General features: G+C 65.8%; 15 protein-coding genes and 2 riboswitches. Of the genes, 3 read left to right on the top strand and 12 right to left on the bottom strand.

What is annotated here, in order from left to right:
* Positions 1-124 precede the first annotated feature (124 nt).
* Genes WJT74_RS03055 through WJT74_RS03045 form a run of 3 tightly spaced genes read right to left on the bottom strand, consistent with a single transcriptional unit; the run spans position 125 to position 3,405 of the window.
* Complete coding sequence (locus tag WJT74_RS03055) at positions 125-991, bottom strand: hypothetical protein (protein ID WP_343346721.1); 867 nt, start codon at positions 989-991, stop codon at positions 125-127.
* Between the two features lie 22 nt (positions 992-1,013).
* Entirely contained in the window at positions 1,014-2,462 is a 1,449-nt protein-coding gene (locus WJT74_RS03050; RefSeq protein WP_343346719.1) for a hypothetical protein, read from the bottom strand.
* Positions 2,446-3,405, bottom strand: a complete 960-nt coding sequence (locus WJT74_RS03045) for a glycosyltransferase family 2 protein (RefSeq protein WP_343346717.1) — start codon at positions 3,403-3,405, stop codon at positions 2,446-2,448. Before WJT74_RS03045 ends, WJT74_RS03050 begins: the two co-directional genes overlap by 17 nt.
* Positions 3,406-3,682: 277 nt before the next feature.
* On the opposite strand from WJT74_RS03045, the gene WJT74_RS03040 reads away from it, so the two are divergent.
* On the top strand, positions 3,683-4,330 hold the full coding sequence (locus WJT74_RS03040) for a PilZ domain-containing protein (protein WP_343346714.1): 648 nt from the start codon (positions 3,683-3,685) through the stop codon (positions 4,328-4,330).
* 33 nt (positions 4,331-4,363) lie between these two features.
* Here WJT74_RS03040 and WJT74_RS03035 read toward each other — a convergent pair whose 3' ends face one another.
* From WJT74_RS03035 to WJT74_RS03000, 8 genes are all read right to left on the bottom strand, one after another.
* Complete coding sequence (locus tag WJT74_RS03035; RefSeq protein WP_343346712.1) at positions 4,364-4,744, bottom strand: PilZ domain-containing protein; 381 nt, start codon at positions 4,742-4,744, stop codon at positions 4,364-4,366.
* Between the two features lie 36 nt (positions 4,745-4,780).
* Positions 4,781-5,416, bottom strand: a complete 636-nt coding sequence (locus WJT74_RS03030) for a DUF938 domain-containing protein (protein ID WP_343346710.1) — start codon at positions 5,414-5,416, stop codon at positions 4,781-4,783.
* Positions 5,413-5,886: an ABA4-like family protein gene (locus WJT74_RS03025; protein WP_343346708.1), complete on the bottom strand. Its 474-nt coding sequence runs from the start codon at positions 5,884-5,886 to the stop codon at positions 5,413-5,415. Before WJT74_RS03025 ends, WJT74_RS03030 begins: the two co-directional genes overlap by 4 nt.
* A 1-nt stretch (position 5,887) precedes the next feature.
* Positions 5,888-7,561, bottom strand: coding sequence for an aminomethyl-transferring glycine dehydrogenase subunit GcvPB (gene gcvPB, locus WJT74_RS03020; RefSeq protein WP_343346705.1), 1,674 nt, complete (start codon positions 7,559-7,561; stop codon positions 5,888-5,890).
* Positions 7,558-8,925 (bottom strand): aminomethyl-transferring glycine dehydrogenase subunit GcvPA, encoded by a 1,368-nt coding sequence (gene gcvPA / locus WJT74_RS03015; RefSeq protein WP_343346703.1) that lies wholly within the window; start codon positions 8,923-8,925, stop codon positions 7,558-7,560. The genes gcvPB and gcvPA overlap by 4 nt, the downstream gene beginning before the upstream one ends.
* Positions 8,926-8,941: 16 nt before the next feature.
* Positions 8,942-9,313: a glycine cleavage system protein GcvH gene (gcvH, locus tag WJT74_RS03010; protein ID WP_343346700.1), complete on the bottom strand. Its 372-nt coding sequence runs from the start codon at positions 9,311-9,313 to the stop codon at positions 8,942-8,944.
* Complete coding sequence (gene gcvT, locus WJT74_RS03005; RefSeq protein WP_343346698.1) at positions 9,310-10,428, bottom strand: glycine cleavage system aminomethyltransferase GcvT; 1,119 nt, start codon at positions 10,426-10,428, stop codon at positions 9,310-9,312. The genes gcvH and gcvT overlap by 4 nt, the downstream gene beginning before the upstream one ends.
* A gap of 59 nt (positions 10,429-10,487) precedes the next feature.
* A riboswitch (glycine riboswitch) is annotated at positions 10,488-10,575 on the bottom strand.
* A riboswitch (glycine riboswitch) is annotated at positions 10,576-10,683 on the bottom strand.
* A gap of 80 nt (positions 10,684-10,763) precedes the next feature.
* The gene (locus WJT74_RS03000) at positions 10,764-11,396 is read right to left on the bottom strand and encodes a hypothetical protein (RefSeq protein ID WP_343346695.1); all 633 of its coding nucleotides are present in this window, start codon (positions 11,394-11,396) and stop codon (positions 10,764-10,766) included.
* A 90-nt stretch (positions 11,397-11,486) separates the two neighbouring features.
* Between WJT74_RS03000 and ispH the strand changes: the two genes are divergently transcribed.
* Positions 11,487-12,434 carry a 4-hydroxy-3-methylbut-2-enyl diphosphate reductase gene (gene ispH, locus WJT74_RS02995; RefSeq protein ID WP_343346692.1) on the top strand — a complete coding sequence of 316 codons (948 nt, stop codon included), beginning with the start codon at positions 11,487-11,489 and terminating at the stop codon, positions 12,432-12,434.
* A 5-nt stretch (positions 12,435-12,439) separates the two neighbouring features.
* Positions 12,440-12,901 carry a ribonuclease HI gene (rnhA, locus tag WJT74_RS02990; RefSeq protein ID WP_432215230.1) on the top strand — a complete coding sequence of 154 codons (462 nt, stop codon included), beginning with the start codon at positions 12,440-12,442 and terminating at the stop codon, positions 12,899-12,901.
* Here rnhA and WJT74_RS02985 read toward each other — a convergent pair.
* Complete coding sequence (locus WJT74_RS02985; protein WP_343346689.1) at positions 12,877-13,992, bottom strand: NAD(P)/FAD-dependent oxidoreductase; 1,116 nt, start codon at positions 13,990-13,992, stop codon at positions 12,877-12,879. The two genes, rnhA and WJT74_RS02985, sit on opposite strands and share 25 nt — an antisense overlap.
* Positions 13,993-14,058: the final 66 nt, after the last annotated feature.

Raw genomic sequence — 14,058 nt, 5'->3', positions numbered from 1 at the left:
ATAGGTCCGTCAACACGCTACGGACTGGAAAATTTGGAGGAGGAGAAGCAGACTTCGGAACGATTGCCCGTGCGTCAGGGGTCGAGCCTTGAGTGACTTTGTCCGATCCGCTCCGCACAGACCCTCAGTCGTCTTTCCCCATCGCCCGTCCGATCGCGAAACAGACAAGGTCGGCACCCACGGTGACCAGCCGGAACAGCGCCAGCGCCGGGAGCAGCGCCTCCAGCGGCACGCTCGGCGACAGCATCAGCGTCATCGCGCCCTCGCGCGTCCCGATCCCACCCGGCGACCCCGGCGTGGCAAAGCCGACCGCCCACCCGATCGCCGCTGCCGCCAACGCGCTGCCGATTGAGACCGGGTAAATTGCATCGAGCAGCAACCAGAAGGCCGCCGCAAATACCGTCATCCATCCCACCGCACGCGCCAGGAGCAGCAGCAGCACCTGCCCTCCCCGCCATCCGATAAACAGACAGACCAGCACGACGCCGCCGAGCGCAGCGAGCGCGAGCGGACGAAGCGACACACCTTCGATGACGAACGCCGTCGGAAGGAAGCCCACGGCAGCAAGAACGACCAGAAGCGCGCCGCCCAGAAGGATCGCGATCTCGCTTCCCAAGGCTTTTCCCAATGCGCCGTGCGGCACGCCAAGGGACGTCGCCTGCATATGTCGGCCTGCCAGATGCGCGACGTTCCCAGGAAGATATTTGGCCACCTGTGTCACCATCGAGGAGCGCACCAGCGGTGTACCGCGAAGTTCGGGATCCCGGACGAAAGAACGGACAAGATCGCGCCAGTTGAGCGCCTGCAGGATGTAGGCAGCCCCGATCGCCACCGCGCCCGCCGCCGCAGTCGTCCAGACCTCGGTCGTCAGTGCTGACCCGTCCACTGCCTGCCAGCGGGCCCGCGCCTCGATCGCCAGCCAGATCAGCGCCGCAAGACTGAGCAGACCGCCCGCCCAGCGTGCGGCCGGGTGCCCCATCAGCGCGCGCATGCGCTCCGCCGCGGGCCGCTGCTCATGGATTGCAACTCGCCTCGGCCTGCGTCGCGGTCACGCCCGCCATGCCGAGCCGCTCGAGACATTCGGCATCGTCCATTCGGTGAAAAAGTCCCGCTTCCGGGAAAAGCTGGCGCGACCAATTGCTCGCGAAGAGGGTCATGAACGCCCCCAGCGCCAGGACGAACAATGGCAGTCGTCGCACGACGTCGGACTTCGCGCTCATGGTCCTTGTCACGAACCGCGGAATGGACAGGCACGCCAGGACGAAGGGAAACATGAAAAGCTCGACCCGGTAGCGGAAGGTGATCGTCGGGTAGGACAGCATCAGCAGGAACAGCACGCCCGTCGCGGCGACCATCGCCCCGTTCTCCACCGACCATTTGCCGCGACGCAGGCCCAGCAGCACCACCATGTACCAGGGTGCGAACAGGAACAGCATCCCCATATGGGGTCCCTCGAAGCGGGAGTGACCGTGAAACTGTTCGGACCATGCCACCGCACCCATGCCGAGATCGCTCGACGGCGCGTCTGCCATCAACACATGATGTGCCAGAAAATGGGTGGGAATACGCTTGGCATTGAATCGGCCATGTTCCTCGAATCCCCGCGCGCGTTCGGATCTAGGGTGCTCGTACTTGAGGAAAGCGGTGCCGTAGCGCAGCTTGGCGTCTTCGGCGAACTCGCCGTGCGCGGCGGTGGCGTCGCCGAATTTGGCATGGTTTGCGGCCAGATATCCTGCCGCCGACGCCCCGATGATCAGGACCCCCGCGATCGATGCGACCAGCCAGCGCTCGCGCCGCACGATTCCCGCGATTCCGACCACCGCCAGCCCCGCGCAGATCGCGATGGCGACGTGCGGGCGGGCGTGCAGTGCCAGGGCCGCACATAGCGAGCCGAGCACCAGAACGCTTCCCAACGACCCGCGGCCGACGGACTTCCGGTGCACCGCATAGAGAAACCCGCTGATCGCCGCGAACCCCACCGCGATCGGCTCATGATAGACGGCATGATTGGCCGCGATGATCGGCATCGGCCCCGCCAGCCACACCATCCCGGCGAACAACACCAGTAGCATCGACGACGCGCCTGCCGCGACCGCGCGCTCGTGCACGATCCGGTGCAGCATGATCGATCCCGCCCCGGTGAACAGAAAGATGGTCAGCAGGGGAAACACGCTGCCGTCGGTCGGCAGCAGCCAGCCGAGCAGGAAGCGCGGGATGAGCGGGGCCAGACCGTAATAGGTGAACCCCCGCCCATCGGCGAGATAATGCCCTTCCACGCCCAGCACCTTGGCCGACAATTGCCAGCGGCCCTCGAGCAGGGCTCTATAATAGGCATCGTAGAGGTCGTGCCCGAAATAGGGATTCTCGGTGCCCGGCGGCAGCAGCACGAACAGAGCCAGCACCGCCAGCCCCGCCAATGCCGTGCCGCGGAACAGCGTCTCCGCGCTATTCGGAGTCGGCATCGACCGCCATCTCGATCTTCCGCACGCGGCCGAGCACCTGTTCGATCAGCTTGCGATTGGTCGCGACCACGTCGGAAAGCAGCGCAAGGACCGTGGTCAGATAGCCGGCGAGGAGGAACACGCCGCCCAGGATCAGCGACTGGACCTTCCCGTCGCCCTCCCCGATCGCATAATAATAGAGGAACCGCACCACCGGAATCATGCCGATCAGCAGCATGATCAACCCCAGCCCCACGAAGGCCCGCAGCGAGCGGTACATCACGAAGCTGCGCACGATCGTCACCGCCTGCTTCGACACGAAGGACGGGATCGACTTGAACAGTCGCGACGGCCGCGTCTGCGGGTTCGTGGCCACCGGAACCGACGCGATCTTGTAGCCGCGCTGGCTGGCGTGGATCAGCGTTTCAGTGGTGTAGCTGAAATTGGTCAGCACGTTGATGTTCATCGCCGCATCGCGCGTATAGGCGCGGAAGCCCGAAACGGCATCGGGCACCTGGACCGACGCGAGCTGCCGCACCGTCCAGCTACCGAATTTCTGCAGGAACCGCTTGGTCCACGAGAAATCCTGTCGCTCGCCCGCACCGCGGTCGCCGACCACGATATCCGCGCAGCCTTCCAGGATCGGCCGAACCAGCTCGGGGATGGAGCTACCGTCATACTGGTTGTCGCCGTCAGTGTTGACGATGATGTCGGCCCCGCATCGAAGCGCCTCGTCGATGCCTCGCTGGAACCCGCGCGCCAGCCCGCGATTCTGCTTCTGCTGGACGATGTGCGTGACGCCCAGCTTGCGCGCGACCTCGACCGTCCGATCGCTCGAACCGTCGTCGATCACCAGTGTCTCGATCACGTCGATTCCGTCGATCCGCTCGGGAATTCCGGTCAGCACCGAGGGCAACGTCTGCTCCTCGTTGTAGCAGGGTATCTGGATGATAAGCTTGACCACGCGTCCCCCGAAGCGCCCCCGTTGGGCAGTACCGCCGACCGCACGACCGGGGGCCGGTTGCCCCCTTGCGATCTGATTGCCGACCCTTCTGCCCAAACTTGGTTATCAGATCGTTTACGATCCCGCTATTCGCCATGCGCGTCTCGCTTCCATCTCCGGAACGGATGCAATGACGACACGATCCTGTGCGAAATCGGACCGGCCATAACCAGTTGGTAATCCTCTGAAGTCTAGCAATCGGGAAGACGCAGCGACAGCGAACGAGGGACGCGCCCGAATGACCGACCGCATAATGGAAACGACGCTCTATTCGCTTGACGACGAGGCGCCATCACCCGCGCGCGCGGATCGGCGCGGAGACCAGCGCCATCTGACCCTCTATCGCGTCGGCTCGATCACCCTCAACGATCGGCGCGAACTGTGCCTCATCAAGAATATCAGCGCGGGCGGCATGATGATCCGCGCCTATTGCCCGATCGACATCGGCGAAACGCTGACCGTCGAACTCAAGAGCGGCGAGCCGATTCGGGGCAAGGCGACCTGGATCCGCGGCCAGAATGTCGGGGTCCAGTTCGACGAACAGGTCGACATCCTCGATCTGCTTTCGCACTCGATGAAGGGAACGCGCCCGCGCATGCCGCGGATCGAGGTCGACTGTCCCGTGACGGTCTATGTCGACAGCCGCCCGCTGCCCGCCACCGCGCTCGACGTCAGCCAGGGCGGGATCAAGCTTCGGACCGACGCGCTCCTGCCGACGGGCGACAAGGACGTCGGCATCGGGTTGCCCGGCCTCGCCCCCATCCGCGCGTCTGTGCGCTGGCAGAAGGACGACGTCGCGGGGATCACGTTCAACCGACTGCTGCCGCTCGGGGACCTCGTCGCCTGGCTCGAGGAATGCCGGCAGCCGAGCCGCAAGGCCGGCTAGAGCAGTTTCTGAGAGAAATCTGGGACCGCGCGCCTAGCTACGCGGCAGCAACCATTCGTCGACGTAGCGTTTCTCGCCCTCGCTCAACTGCGAACTGGTCAATCCCGGGCGGCGCGAGGACACTTCCATCCGCGAGCGCGGCTGCGGGACATGGCGAAGCACCACCTCGGGCTGCAGATCCTGCGCGAAACTCACGCCCGCGCGCCCGTCGGTGGTCCAGGCGATCCGCCCCGGCACCGATAGTTTCTCCTTTCGGAACAGGATCTCGGTCCCCTCGACCGGCAGGTCCGTTCCCTCGACCAGTGCGCCGTCGGAAGACAGGTTGCGCAAGCGCACGTCGAGCTGACGCCCGCCGACTTCCAGCACGGCTTTCATGAACAGGTGCGAGCGGGGGGTACGACGATTGTGCTCCATAACGCTCGTCGTAGAAGAAAGCCGGTAAAAAACTGCTTAAGCGCGGCTCTTGATATAGAGCAACATGAGGTTGTTGGCGGGCATTTCGCGACGGTCGCGGCGAACCAGTCCCCGCGCCCGCGCCGCTGCATCGAATTTTTCCACCGCACGGATCCCCCAGTCCGGATCGCGCGCCTTCAGCGATCGGTCGAAATCCTCGTTCGAGGGCGCCGCCGGTCGATCTGCCTCGTACCAGGGTCCATAGAGGATCAGCGGACCGCCAACCGGAAGCAACCGCGCCGCCCTGTCCAACAGACCGAGCGCGGCCTCCCACGGCGCGATGTGCACCATGTTGATCGACACGATGGCGTCGGCGCGTTCGATGCCCCAATCCTTCTCGCGCACGTCGATGAGAAGCGGCGGACGCAGATTGTCCGGCCCCTCCCGTCCCCACGCCGCGATCGAGCGCAAGGCGGCAGCGTCGGGATCGCTCGGCTGCCAGGTCAGCGCGGGGAACCGCCGCGCGAACGCCAGCGCATGTTCGCCCGTCCCGCTCGACGTCTCGAGCACGAACCCTTCGCCCGGAAGCCATTGCGCCAGTATATCGCCGATCGGCCCCACGTTGCGTGCCACTGCGGGGGCCTCGCGACGGTCCGCATCGCCCAGATCGTCCATCTGATAGGGTTCGCTCACCCGCGCTTGCCGTTCCCGGCGACCGCCCGCGCGGCGCGCTCGCGTACCGCCATCCAGATCAGCAGCCCCAACGGTCCCGCCATCAACGTCAGGAACAGGATCGGCCCCTGCACGATCCGCGAAACACCCTTGTGATCCCCATCCTTGGCGATCCACTGACCGACGAACAGGTCGAACGCGAGATAGTGGATCCATCCCAACGTCACCCCGCCCTCGCTTCGGAACAGATCCATGACCCCCGCCAGGCTGAAATCGAACATGGCGGGCTCGGCGAGCCCCGCGTCACGTACCGGGTCGACGAACCCGCCGAACAGCAGCACCAGCAAGATCGCATAGGCCAGGCTCAGCAGTCCGATCCCGAGATAGAAGACCAGCGCGTGCAGCCCCGGCCCCCGCGGCAGCAGGATGAGCGCCGCCCACGGCAGCAGGACATAGGTGTTGGCGACCGAGAAAAGCGCGGCCCAGTCCACCCTATTGCCCGCCCACTTCGCTACGTGCCGCAAGGCTGCCGGGAACCTCCCCGCCCTTGTAGGCCAGGACCGGCTGGCGCGCGGCCTGCGTCTCGTCGAGGCGGCGGCGAGGCGCATGATAGGGCGCGCCGGTCAGCGCTTCGTCCCCTGCCTTGGCCCGCTCGACCACCGATCGGAAGGCGGCGATGAACTGGTCGAGCGTCGCCTTGCTCTCGGTCTCGGTCGGTTCGACCAGCATCGCGCCATGGACGACCAGCGGGAAATACATCGTCATCGGGTGAAAACCCTCGTCGATCAGTCCCTTGGCGAGATCGAGCGTGGACAGTCCCCCGCCGAACCCTTTGTCGGAAAACAGGGCTTCGTGCATGCAGGGCCCGGCCGCAGCGAAAGGCGCGTCGAGGACGTCTTCCATCGCGCGCAGCACGTAATTGGCATTCAGCACCGCATCCTCGGCGACCTGCTTCAATCCATCCGCCCCGTGACTGAGGATGTAGGCAAGCGCGCGGGTGAACATTCCCATCTGACCGTGAAAGGCGGTCATTCGCCCGAAATGGTCGAGCGGCCCTCCGAAATGCTCGTTCGCGAACGTCTCGGCATCCTCTTCCTCGACGAGATGCACGACCCCGTCTTTCGTGCGCGAAGTATAGGGCAGCGGCGCATAGGGACTGAGCGCTTCGGAAAGCACCACCGGCCCCGACCCCGGCCCGCCCCCGCCGTGCGGGGTCGAGAAGGTCTTGTGCAGGTTGATGTGCATCGCATCGACGCCGAGATCGCCCGGGCGAACCTTGCCGACGATCGCGTTGAAATTGGCGCCGTCGCAATAGACGAACCCGCCCGCTTCGTGGACGGCATCGCTGATCGCCTTCATGTCGCGCTCGAACAGGCCGAGCGTGGACGGGTTGGTGATCATCACCCCCGCCACGTCGGGTCTGAGCCGCGCCTTCAGCGCATCGAGGTCGACGCGCCCGTCCTCGTTGGCGGGAATGTTCTCGATGTCGTAGCCGGCAAAGGCCGCGGTCGCGGGATTGGTGCCATGCGCGCTCTCCGGCACCAGCACCACCTCGCGCGCATCGCCCCGCGCTTCCAGCGCCGCGCGAATGCACAGGATGCCGCACAGTTCGCCGTGCGCTCCTGCCTTGGGGCTCATCGCCACCGAATGCATCCCGGTCAGCCGGATGAGCCAGAACGCCAGTTCGTTGATGACCTCCAACGCGCCGCGTACCGTATCCTGCGGCTGCAAGGGGTGGATGTCGGCAAAACCCGGCATCCGTGCGATCTTCTCGTTCAGCCGCGGATTATGCTTCATCGTGCAGCTCCCGAGCGGGAACAGCCCGAGGTCGATGGCGTAATTCTGGCGGCTGAGGCGCGTATAGTGTCGCACCGCGCTCGGTTCGCTCAACCCCGGAAGGCCGATCGGATCGGTCCGGACGAATTTGCCCAGCCGGCTCGCGCTCTGGCCTTCGGGTGCGCTCGGCGCCGCTTCGACGCCCGCCAGGTCCATTGCGGCGGGCGCCGCGAAATCGACACCCGTCGTTTCCGAATCGCCGATCTCGAAGATCAGCGGCTCTTCCAGCATCAGCGCGCGGTTTCCCGTCACGGTTTCGACGCCCTGACGATCGTCGATCGCGTCGGTCGGCGTTCCGGGACGCCATCCGGATGCATTGGGCCTGTTCATGCGAGCGCCTCCTTCAACCCGTCGCACAGGGCATCGATATCCGCCTCGCTGACCGTCTCGGTCACGGCGATCAGCAGCGCATCGTCCAGCCCCTCGCTGTCGGGATACAGCCGTCCCAGCGACACGCCGGCCAGCACGCCCCGATCCGCCAGATCGCGCACCAGCGACCGCGCGTCGCGCCCGACCTTGACGGTAAATTCGTTGAAGAAGTTCTCGTTGAGAATGCTGACACCGGGGATCGCCGCCAGACGCTCCGCAGCGATGCAGGCAAGGCGATGATTCTCCGCCGCCAACTGCCGCAGACCCTTCTCGCCCAGCAGCGTGAGGTGGACGCTGAAGGCCAGCGCGCACAGGCCCGAATTGGTGCAGATGTTGCTGGTCGCCTTCTCGCGGCGGATATGCTGCTCCCGCGTCGACAGCGTCAGCACGAAGCCGCGCTTGCCCGCCGCGTCGACTGTCTGCCCGCACAGCCGTCCCGGCATCTGGCGGACATGCTTCTCGTCGCGGATCGCGAACAGCCCCAGATACGGCCCGCCGAACTGCAGGCCCACCCCGATCGACTGTCCCTCGCCGACGACGATGTCCGCGCCCAGATTGCCGGGCGCCTCGATCGCGCCGAGCGCCACCGGCTCGGTATTCACCGCGATGAGAAGCGCGCCCTTGTCATGCGCCGCTGCCGCGATCCGCGCGATGTCGGGGATCCGCCCCAGGATGTCGGGATATTGCACCACGACGCAGCTCGTATTGTCGTCGATCCGCGCGATCAGCCCGTCGTCGTCGGGCATGGCGGTCAGGCTCGGCGGCGCGCCCGCAATCTCGTCCTCGGTGAACTTGGCCATCGTGCGGACGACCTCGGCATAATGCGGGTGCAACGCGCCCGACAGCACGACCTTCTTCTTCTTGCCCCGCGCGACGCGGCTCGCCATCGCGACCGCTTCCCAACAGGCCGTCGACCCGTCGTACATCGATGCGTTCGCCACTGCGCAGCCGTAAAGCCGTGCCACCTGCGTCTGGAATTCGAACAGCATCTGCAACGTGCCCTGCGCGATTTCGGGCTGGTAAGGCGTGTAGGCGGTCAGGAACTCCCCACGCTGGATCAAATGATCGACGCTCGCCGGCACGTGATGCCGATAGGCCCCCGCCCCCAGAAAGAAGGGCGCATCGGCGGCGGCGAGATTCTTCTTCGACAGCCGTCGCATGTGCCGCTCGACCGTCATCTCGGATGCGTGCGTCGGCAGGTCGGGGATCAATCCGTCGAGACGCGCCTCCTCGGGAACGTCGACGAACAGGTCATCGATACTGTCCACGCCGATCGCCTCGAGCATCGCGCTCCGGTCGGCGGGGGTCAGGGGAAGATAGCGCATGGAAGCTCCCAATTCTTCAGAGACTGTCGACGAAATCCTTGTACGCCGCCTCGTCCATCAACCCATCGAGTTCGCTCGTGTCGGACAACTTGATCTTGAAGAACCAGCCCTCACCCTCGGGATCGGAATTCACCAGCGCCGGTTCGCCGTCGAGCTTCTCGTTGCCTTCGGTCACCTCGCCCGACACGGGCGCATAGACGTCGCTCGCCGCCTTGACGCTTTCGACCACTGCCGCCTCGTCGCCTTTCGATACCGCGCGTCCTGCTTCCGGCACTTCGGCGAACACGACATCGCCCAATTGCTCGGCGGCGTGCGCGGAAATGCCGACCGTCGCGACCTCGCCCTCGACGCGGACCCACTCGTGTTCCTTGGTGTAATAGAGGCTCATTTGGCTTTCCCCTTGCGATGATAGCGATGCGGCACGAACGGCATCGGCGTGAGCGTGAGATCGAACAGCTTGCCTCGCTGCTCGGCCTTGATGACGACGCCGTCCTTGGCGAGATGCGTGGCGAGATAGCCCATCGCGATGGGCCGTTTCAGGCTGGGCGAAAAGCCACCCGAGGTGACCTTGCCCACGACATTGCCTTCGTCGTCGAGCAAGGGCGCGCCCTCGCGCACCGGCTGGCGTCCCTCGACGGTGAAGCCGACCCGCTTGACCAGCGCCCCGTCCTCTAGTTCCTTGAGGATCCGGTCCGCGCCCGGAAAGCCGCCCTCGGCCCGCCGCCGCTTGGAGATCGCGAACCCCAGGTCCGCCATCACCGGGGTCGTCTCGGTGTCGAGATCGTGTCCGTAGAGTGGCAAGCCCGCCTCGAGCCGCAGCGAATCGCGCGCGCCCAGACCCACGGGCCTCACTCGTTCGTCGGCAACCAACGCATCGGCCAGCGCCGCCGCCTCGCCCGCCTCGACCGTGATCTCGTAGCCGTCCTCGCCGGTGTATCCCGACCGGCTGATCCACAGCTGGTTTCCCTCCCAGCCGCCGATCCCGGCTTCCATGAACCCGAGGTCCGCGGCGCTTTCGATGCCCAGCGTCTCGGCGATGACCGCCGCCGCCTCGGGCCCCTGCAACGCCAGCAATGCCTGGTCCGCGTGATGGGTCATCGTCACGCCGCCAGGCAGATGCTTTTCGAAATGCGCGATGTCGCCCGCCTTCACCGTTCCGTTGACGACCGCCAGGAAGGTGTCCTCGCTCGCCCGCGTCACGATCAGATCGTCGATGATGCCCCCGTCTTCGTCGAGCAGCACGGAATAACGCGACTTGCCGGGCTTCAGGCTCTTGAAGTCGCCGGGCATCAGGGCTTCCAGCGCCTCGGCGACTCCTTCCCCGCGAAAGCTTAGTCCCCCCATGTGACTGACGTCGAACAGCCCCGCATGCTCTCGAGTCCATTCATGCTCGGCGATGATGCCCTCGTACTGGATCGGCATCGAATAGCCCGCGAACGGCACCATCCGCGCACCGTGCGCGCGATGCCAGTCGTCGAGGGGAAGCGTCTTTTCGTCACTCATGCATGCGCTCTCCGGGCGATCGGGACGCGGCGAAACCCTCGCCGCCGCGCTACGATCCGCACCCCCGCCTGTCGCATGAACCTGAGAGTTTTACCCCGTCGGTGGCGCTCCCCCGAATTCGGGCAACGCTCTTTCCAGGCTGTCCAAGAGGGCCAGGCGGTTCTGGTCGCCTGAGAGATTCCGGGGGCGGTTGCTCCTTCGGCGTCGCGTTTCCCCGATCGCTCGTGGAACCGCGCACTCTCCCGTCTGGCCCCCCGACACCCATCAGGATGCCGGAGACCGGTCCGGTGTGAAAGCCGCGCCGATTCGTGTCAATCGGGCTTGAGGCGGGATGCCTACTTGGTCGCGTTATACTGCAGCTGTTCGGGGGTCAGCTGGAACCCGATCAGCTGTTCGAAGGTCGCATTGGCGACGGCGCTGCGGATTTCGGGACGGCTCAACGGATCGATCGCCGCATCGACGTCGCCCGAGCGGCGGCGGCGGGTCAGTTCCGCGCGAACGTCGCTCGGCAGGGTCGCGGCGGCGCGGTCGACGCGCACCCGCGCCTCGCCGCGCGTTTCGGCACGGATCGCACCCTCGGCGAAATCAACGCGCACCTGCCCGACGCGCTTCGAGACGATCGCCTCGCCCCCGCGCATCACGGTGTTGAACACGGGCAGCAGCACCGTGCGGGCCGGTCCCGCCTCGCGGCGCTGCGCATAGACGGAATAGCCGGTCGTCGTGACGATGCTGGCGCTGTCCTCGAAACATTCGGGATCGACGTTGGTGATCGTCGCGGTCACGTCGATGGCATCGGCCGACGTCGAGCCCGCCTGGCTGAACAGGGTCACCGAGCCGGTTCCTGCGGGGATCGCGACCTGCGGACACAGGTCGCGTGCCACGACGATCCCCCCGTCCTCGATCTCGCCCTCGTTGGCACAGGCGGAAAGGCCGAGGATCGCAAGGCCGAGGGTCAGCGAACGGAGCATGGAAAAATCCTTATGAAAGTCGGTCGATCGTTGCGGGGCCTTCTAGGAACCCCCTTCACGCTTGCCAAGCGAATGCCTACTTAAAGCCTCATGAACGCATCTTCCCCCGCCCTCGACGTCCTGGTCGCTGCCCCGCGCGGTTTCTGTGCTGGCGTCGATCGCGCCATCAATATCGTCGAACTCGCGCTCGAACGATACGGCCCGCCCGTCTACGTCCGTCACGAAATCGTGCATAACAAGTTCGTCGTCGACCGGCTGCGCGGACTGGGTGCCGTGTTCGTCGAAACGCTGGACGGCGTTCCCGACGGAAAGCCCGTCGTCTTTTCCGCCCACGGCGTCCCCAAGGCGGTGCCCCGCGCCGCCGAAGCACGCGGTCTCGACTATCTCGACGCCACCTGCCCGCTGGTCAGCAAGGTCCACCGGCAGGCCGAACGGATGATCGAACATGGTCGTCACATCCTCTTCATCGGACACGAAGGCCATCCCGAGGTGATCGGCACCTTCGGCCAGGTCCCCGACGGGCACATGACGCTGGTGGAAACCGAAGCGGATGCCGAAAAGGTCGAGGTCGCCGATCCCGACAATCTGGGCTTTCTGACCCAGACGACGCTATCGGTCGACGACACCGACGCGGTGATCGAGGTGCTGCGACGCCGTTTCCCCGACATCGTCGGCCCTAAGGGCGAGGACATCTGCTACGCCACCTCCAACCGCCAGGCGGCGGTCAAGCAGATCGCGCCGCAGGTCGATCGGCTGCTCGTCATCGGCGCACCCAACTCCTCGAACAGCCGTCGGCTGGCCGAGGTCTCGGACCGGCTCGGCACGCCCGCGCGTCTCATCGGCCGTGCGGCCGAGATCGACTGGGACTGGTTCGGAACGCCCGCATCCGTCGGAATCACCGCCGGTGCCTCGGCACCCGAGATTCTCGTCCGCGAAGTCATCGAAAGTCTTCGCGACCGCTTCGACGTGACCGAGCGCGAGGTCGCCCACGTCGAAGAGAATATGGTGTTCAAGCTTCCCCGCGAACTGGTCGCCTGATCCTCTTGGACAAGGTCGAGATTTTCACGGACGGCGCCTGCAAGGGCAATCCCGGCCCCGGCGGATGGGGCGCGATCCTGCGCCTGGGCGAGCACGAGAAGGAACTGTGCGGGTCCGAAGCCGACAGCACCAACAACCGCATGGAGATGATGGCCGCCATCGCCGCGCTCGAGGCGCTGAAACGGCCCTGCAACGTCGTTCTGACGACCGACAGCACCTATGTCCGCGACGGGATCACCAAGTGGATCCACGGGTGGAAGAAGAACGGCTGGCGCACCGCCGCGAAAAAGCCCGTGAAGAATGCGGAGCTGTGGCAGCGTCTCGATGCGGCCGCCGCTCGTCACGACATCGACTGGCGATGGGTGAAGGGCCACGCGGGCCATCCCGAGAACGAGCGCGCCGACGAAATCGCGACTCGCGAGGCCGAACTCGAAGCCGAAAGCTACTCGAACCGCGCCGGATCGTAGGGGCCGGTGTCGATGCCCTCGACCAATCCCGCAGGCTCGTCTTCGAGGAAAATTGCTCGCGCCAGCGCCGCCGCCGCTGGCTGGGTCTGGATTCCGGTCCCCCCCTGCCCCGCATACCAGAAGAAACCCGGCTGATGCGCGTCCCATCCGATGACCGGCACGCGGTCGGGGGCGAAGGTGCGCAGCCCTGCCCACTTGCGCTCGACCGCCTCGATCCGCCAGTCGACGACCTGTTGGAGACGGTCGATCGCGGTTGCCACCGCCAGCTCCTCGGGCGCGGCATCGCACGGCACGCTTTCCAATTCGTCATGCGGACTGAGCCACACGCTATGGTCGCCCGCCCCGCGGAAATAGAAGCGGCCGTCGGCGTCGTTGACCAGCGGCAATGCCCGACATTCCATCTGCGCGATACGTAACTGGAGCATTGTCCGGCACTTGGGCTCGATCCGCAGTCCCGCGACCCCGCACCGCTCCGCCACATCGTCCGCCCATGCCCCCGCCGCATCGACGATCCGATCGGCCCGAACCGTCCGCCCGTCGGCCAACCGCAAGCTCCACCCGCCCTCGTCCCACACCCCGCGATCGAGCCCCGCCCCGCATCGCAGTTCGCCTCCCGCCCGCGTGAAGCTGGCAAGATAAGCCTGATGCAAGGCCGCGACGTCGATCTCACGGCACGACGGTTCGGCCAGCCCCTGCGACCATTCGGAACGCAACCCCGGAACGAGGCTGCGGAGCCGCTGCGGGTCGAGCGGCTCGTAGATCGGCCCTTCGGGCAAATGAGCGAAAGGCGCGCTTCGTCCTTCGCGCGCGATGTAGATCGCGCCGCGCGGCTTGAGAAAACCGTGGGGGGAGAAGTTCGCGGGCGGCTGATCGAGAAAAGCGCGACTCGCTGCGCTCAGCGGGACAACCGCCTCCCCCCCATAGCTTTCGAGCCAGAACGCCGCCGATCGTCCCGTTGCATGATAGCCGGGCCGCTCCTCCGCCTCGATCAGCAGGACGGAAAGTCCGCGCCGGGCCAGGTGCGCGCCGATCGCCGCCCCCGCGATCCCTGCGCCCACCACCACCGTATCGAAGCTCGTCTGTTCGTTCACGCTGGCTTGGTTACGGTTTGGCAAGTCCTTGCGTCTAGACCTTCGCCATCATGATGAATGCGAATT

Source organism: Sphingomicrobium sp. XHP0239 (assembly GCF_039555325.1).
Lineage (GTDB): Bacteria > Pseudomonadota > Alphaproteobacteria > Sphingomonadales > Sphingomonadaceae > Sphingomicrobium > Sphingomicrobium maritimum.
This window is presented reverse-complemented; position numbering and strand designations above follow the sequence as displayed.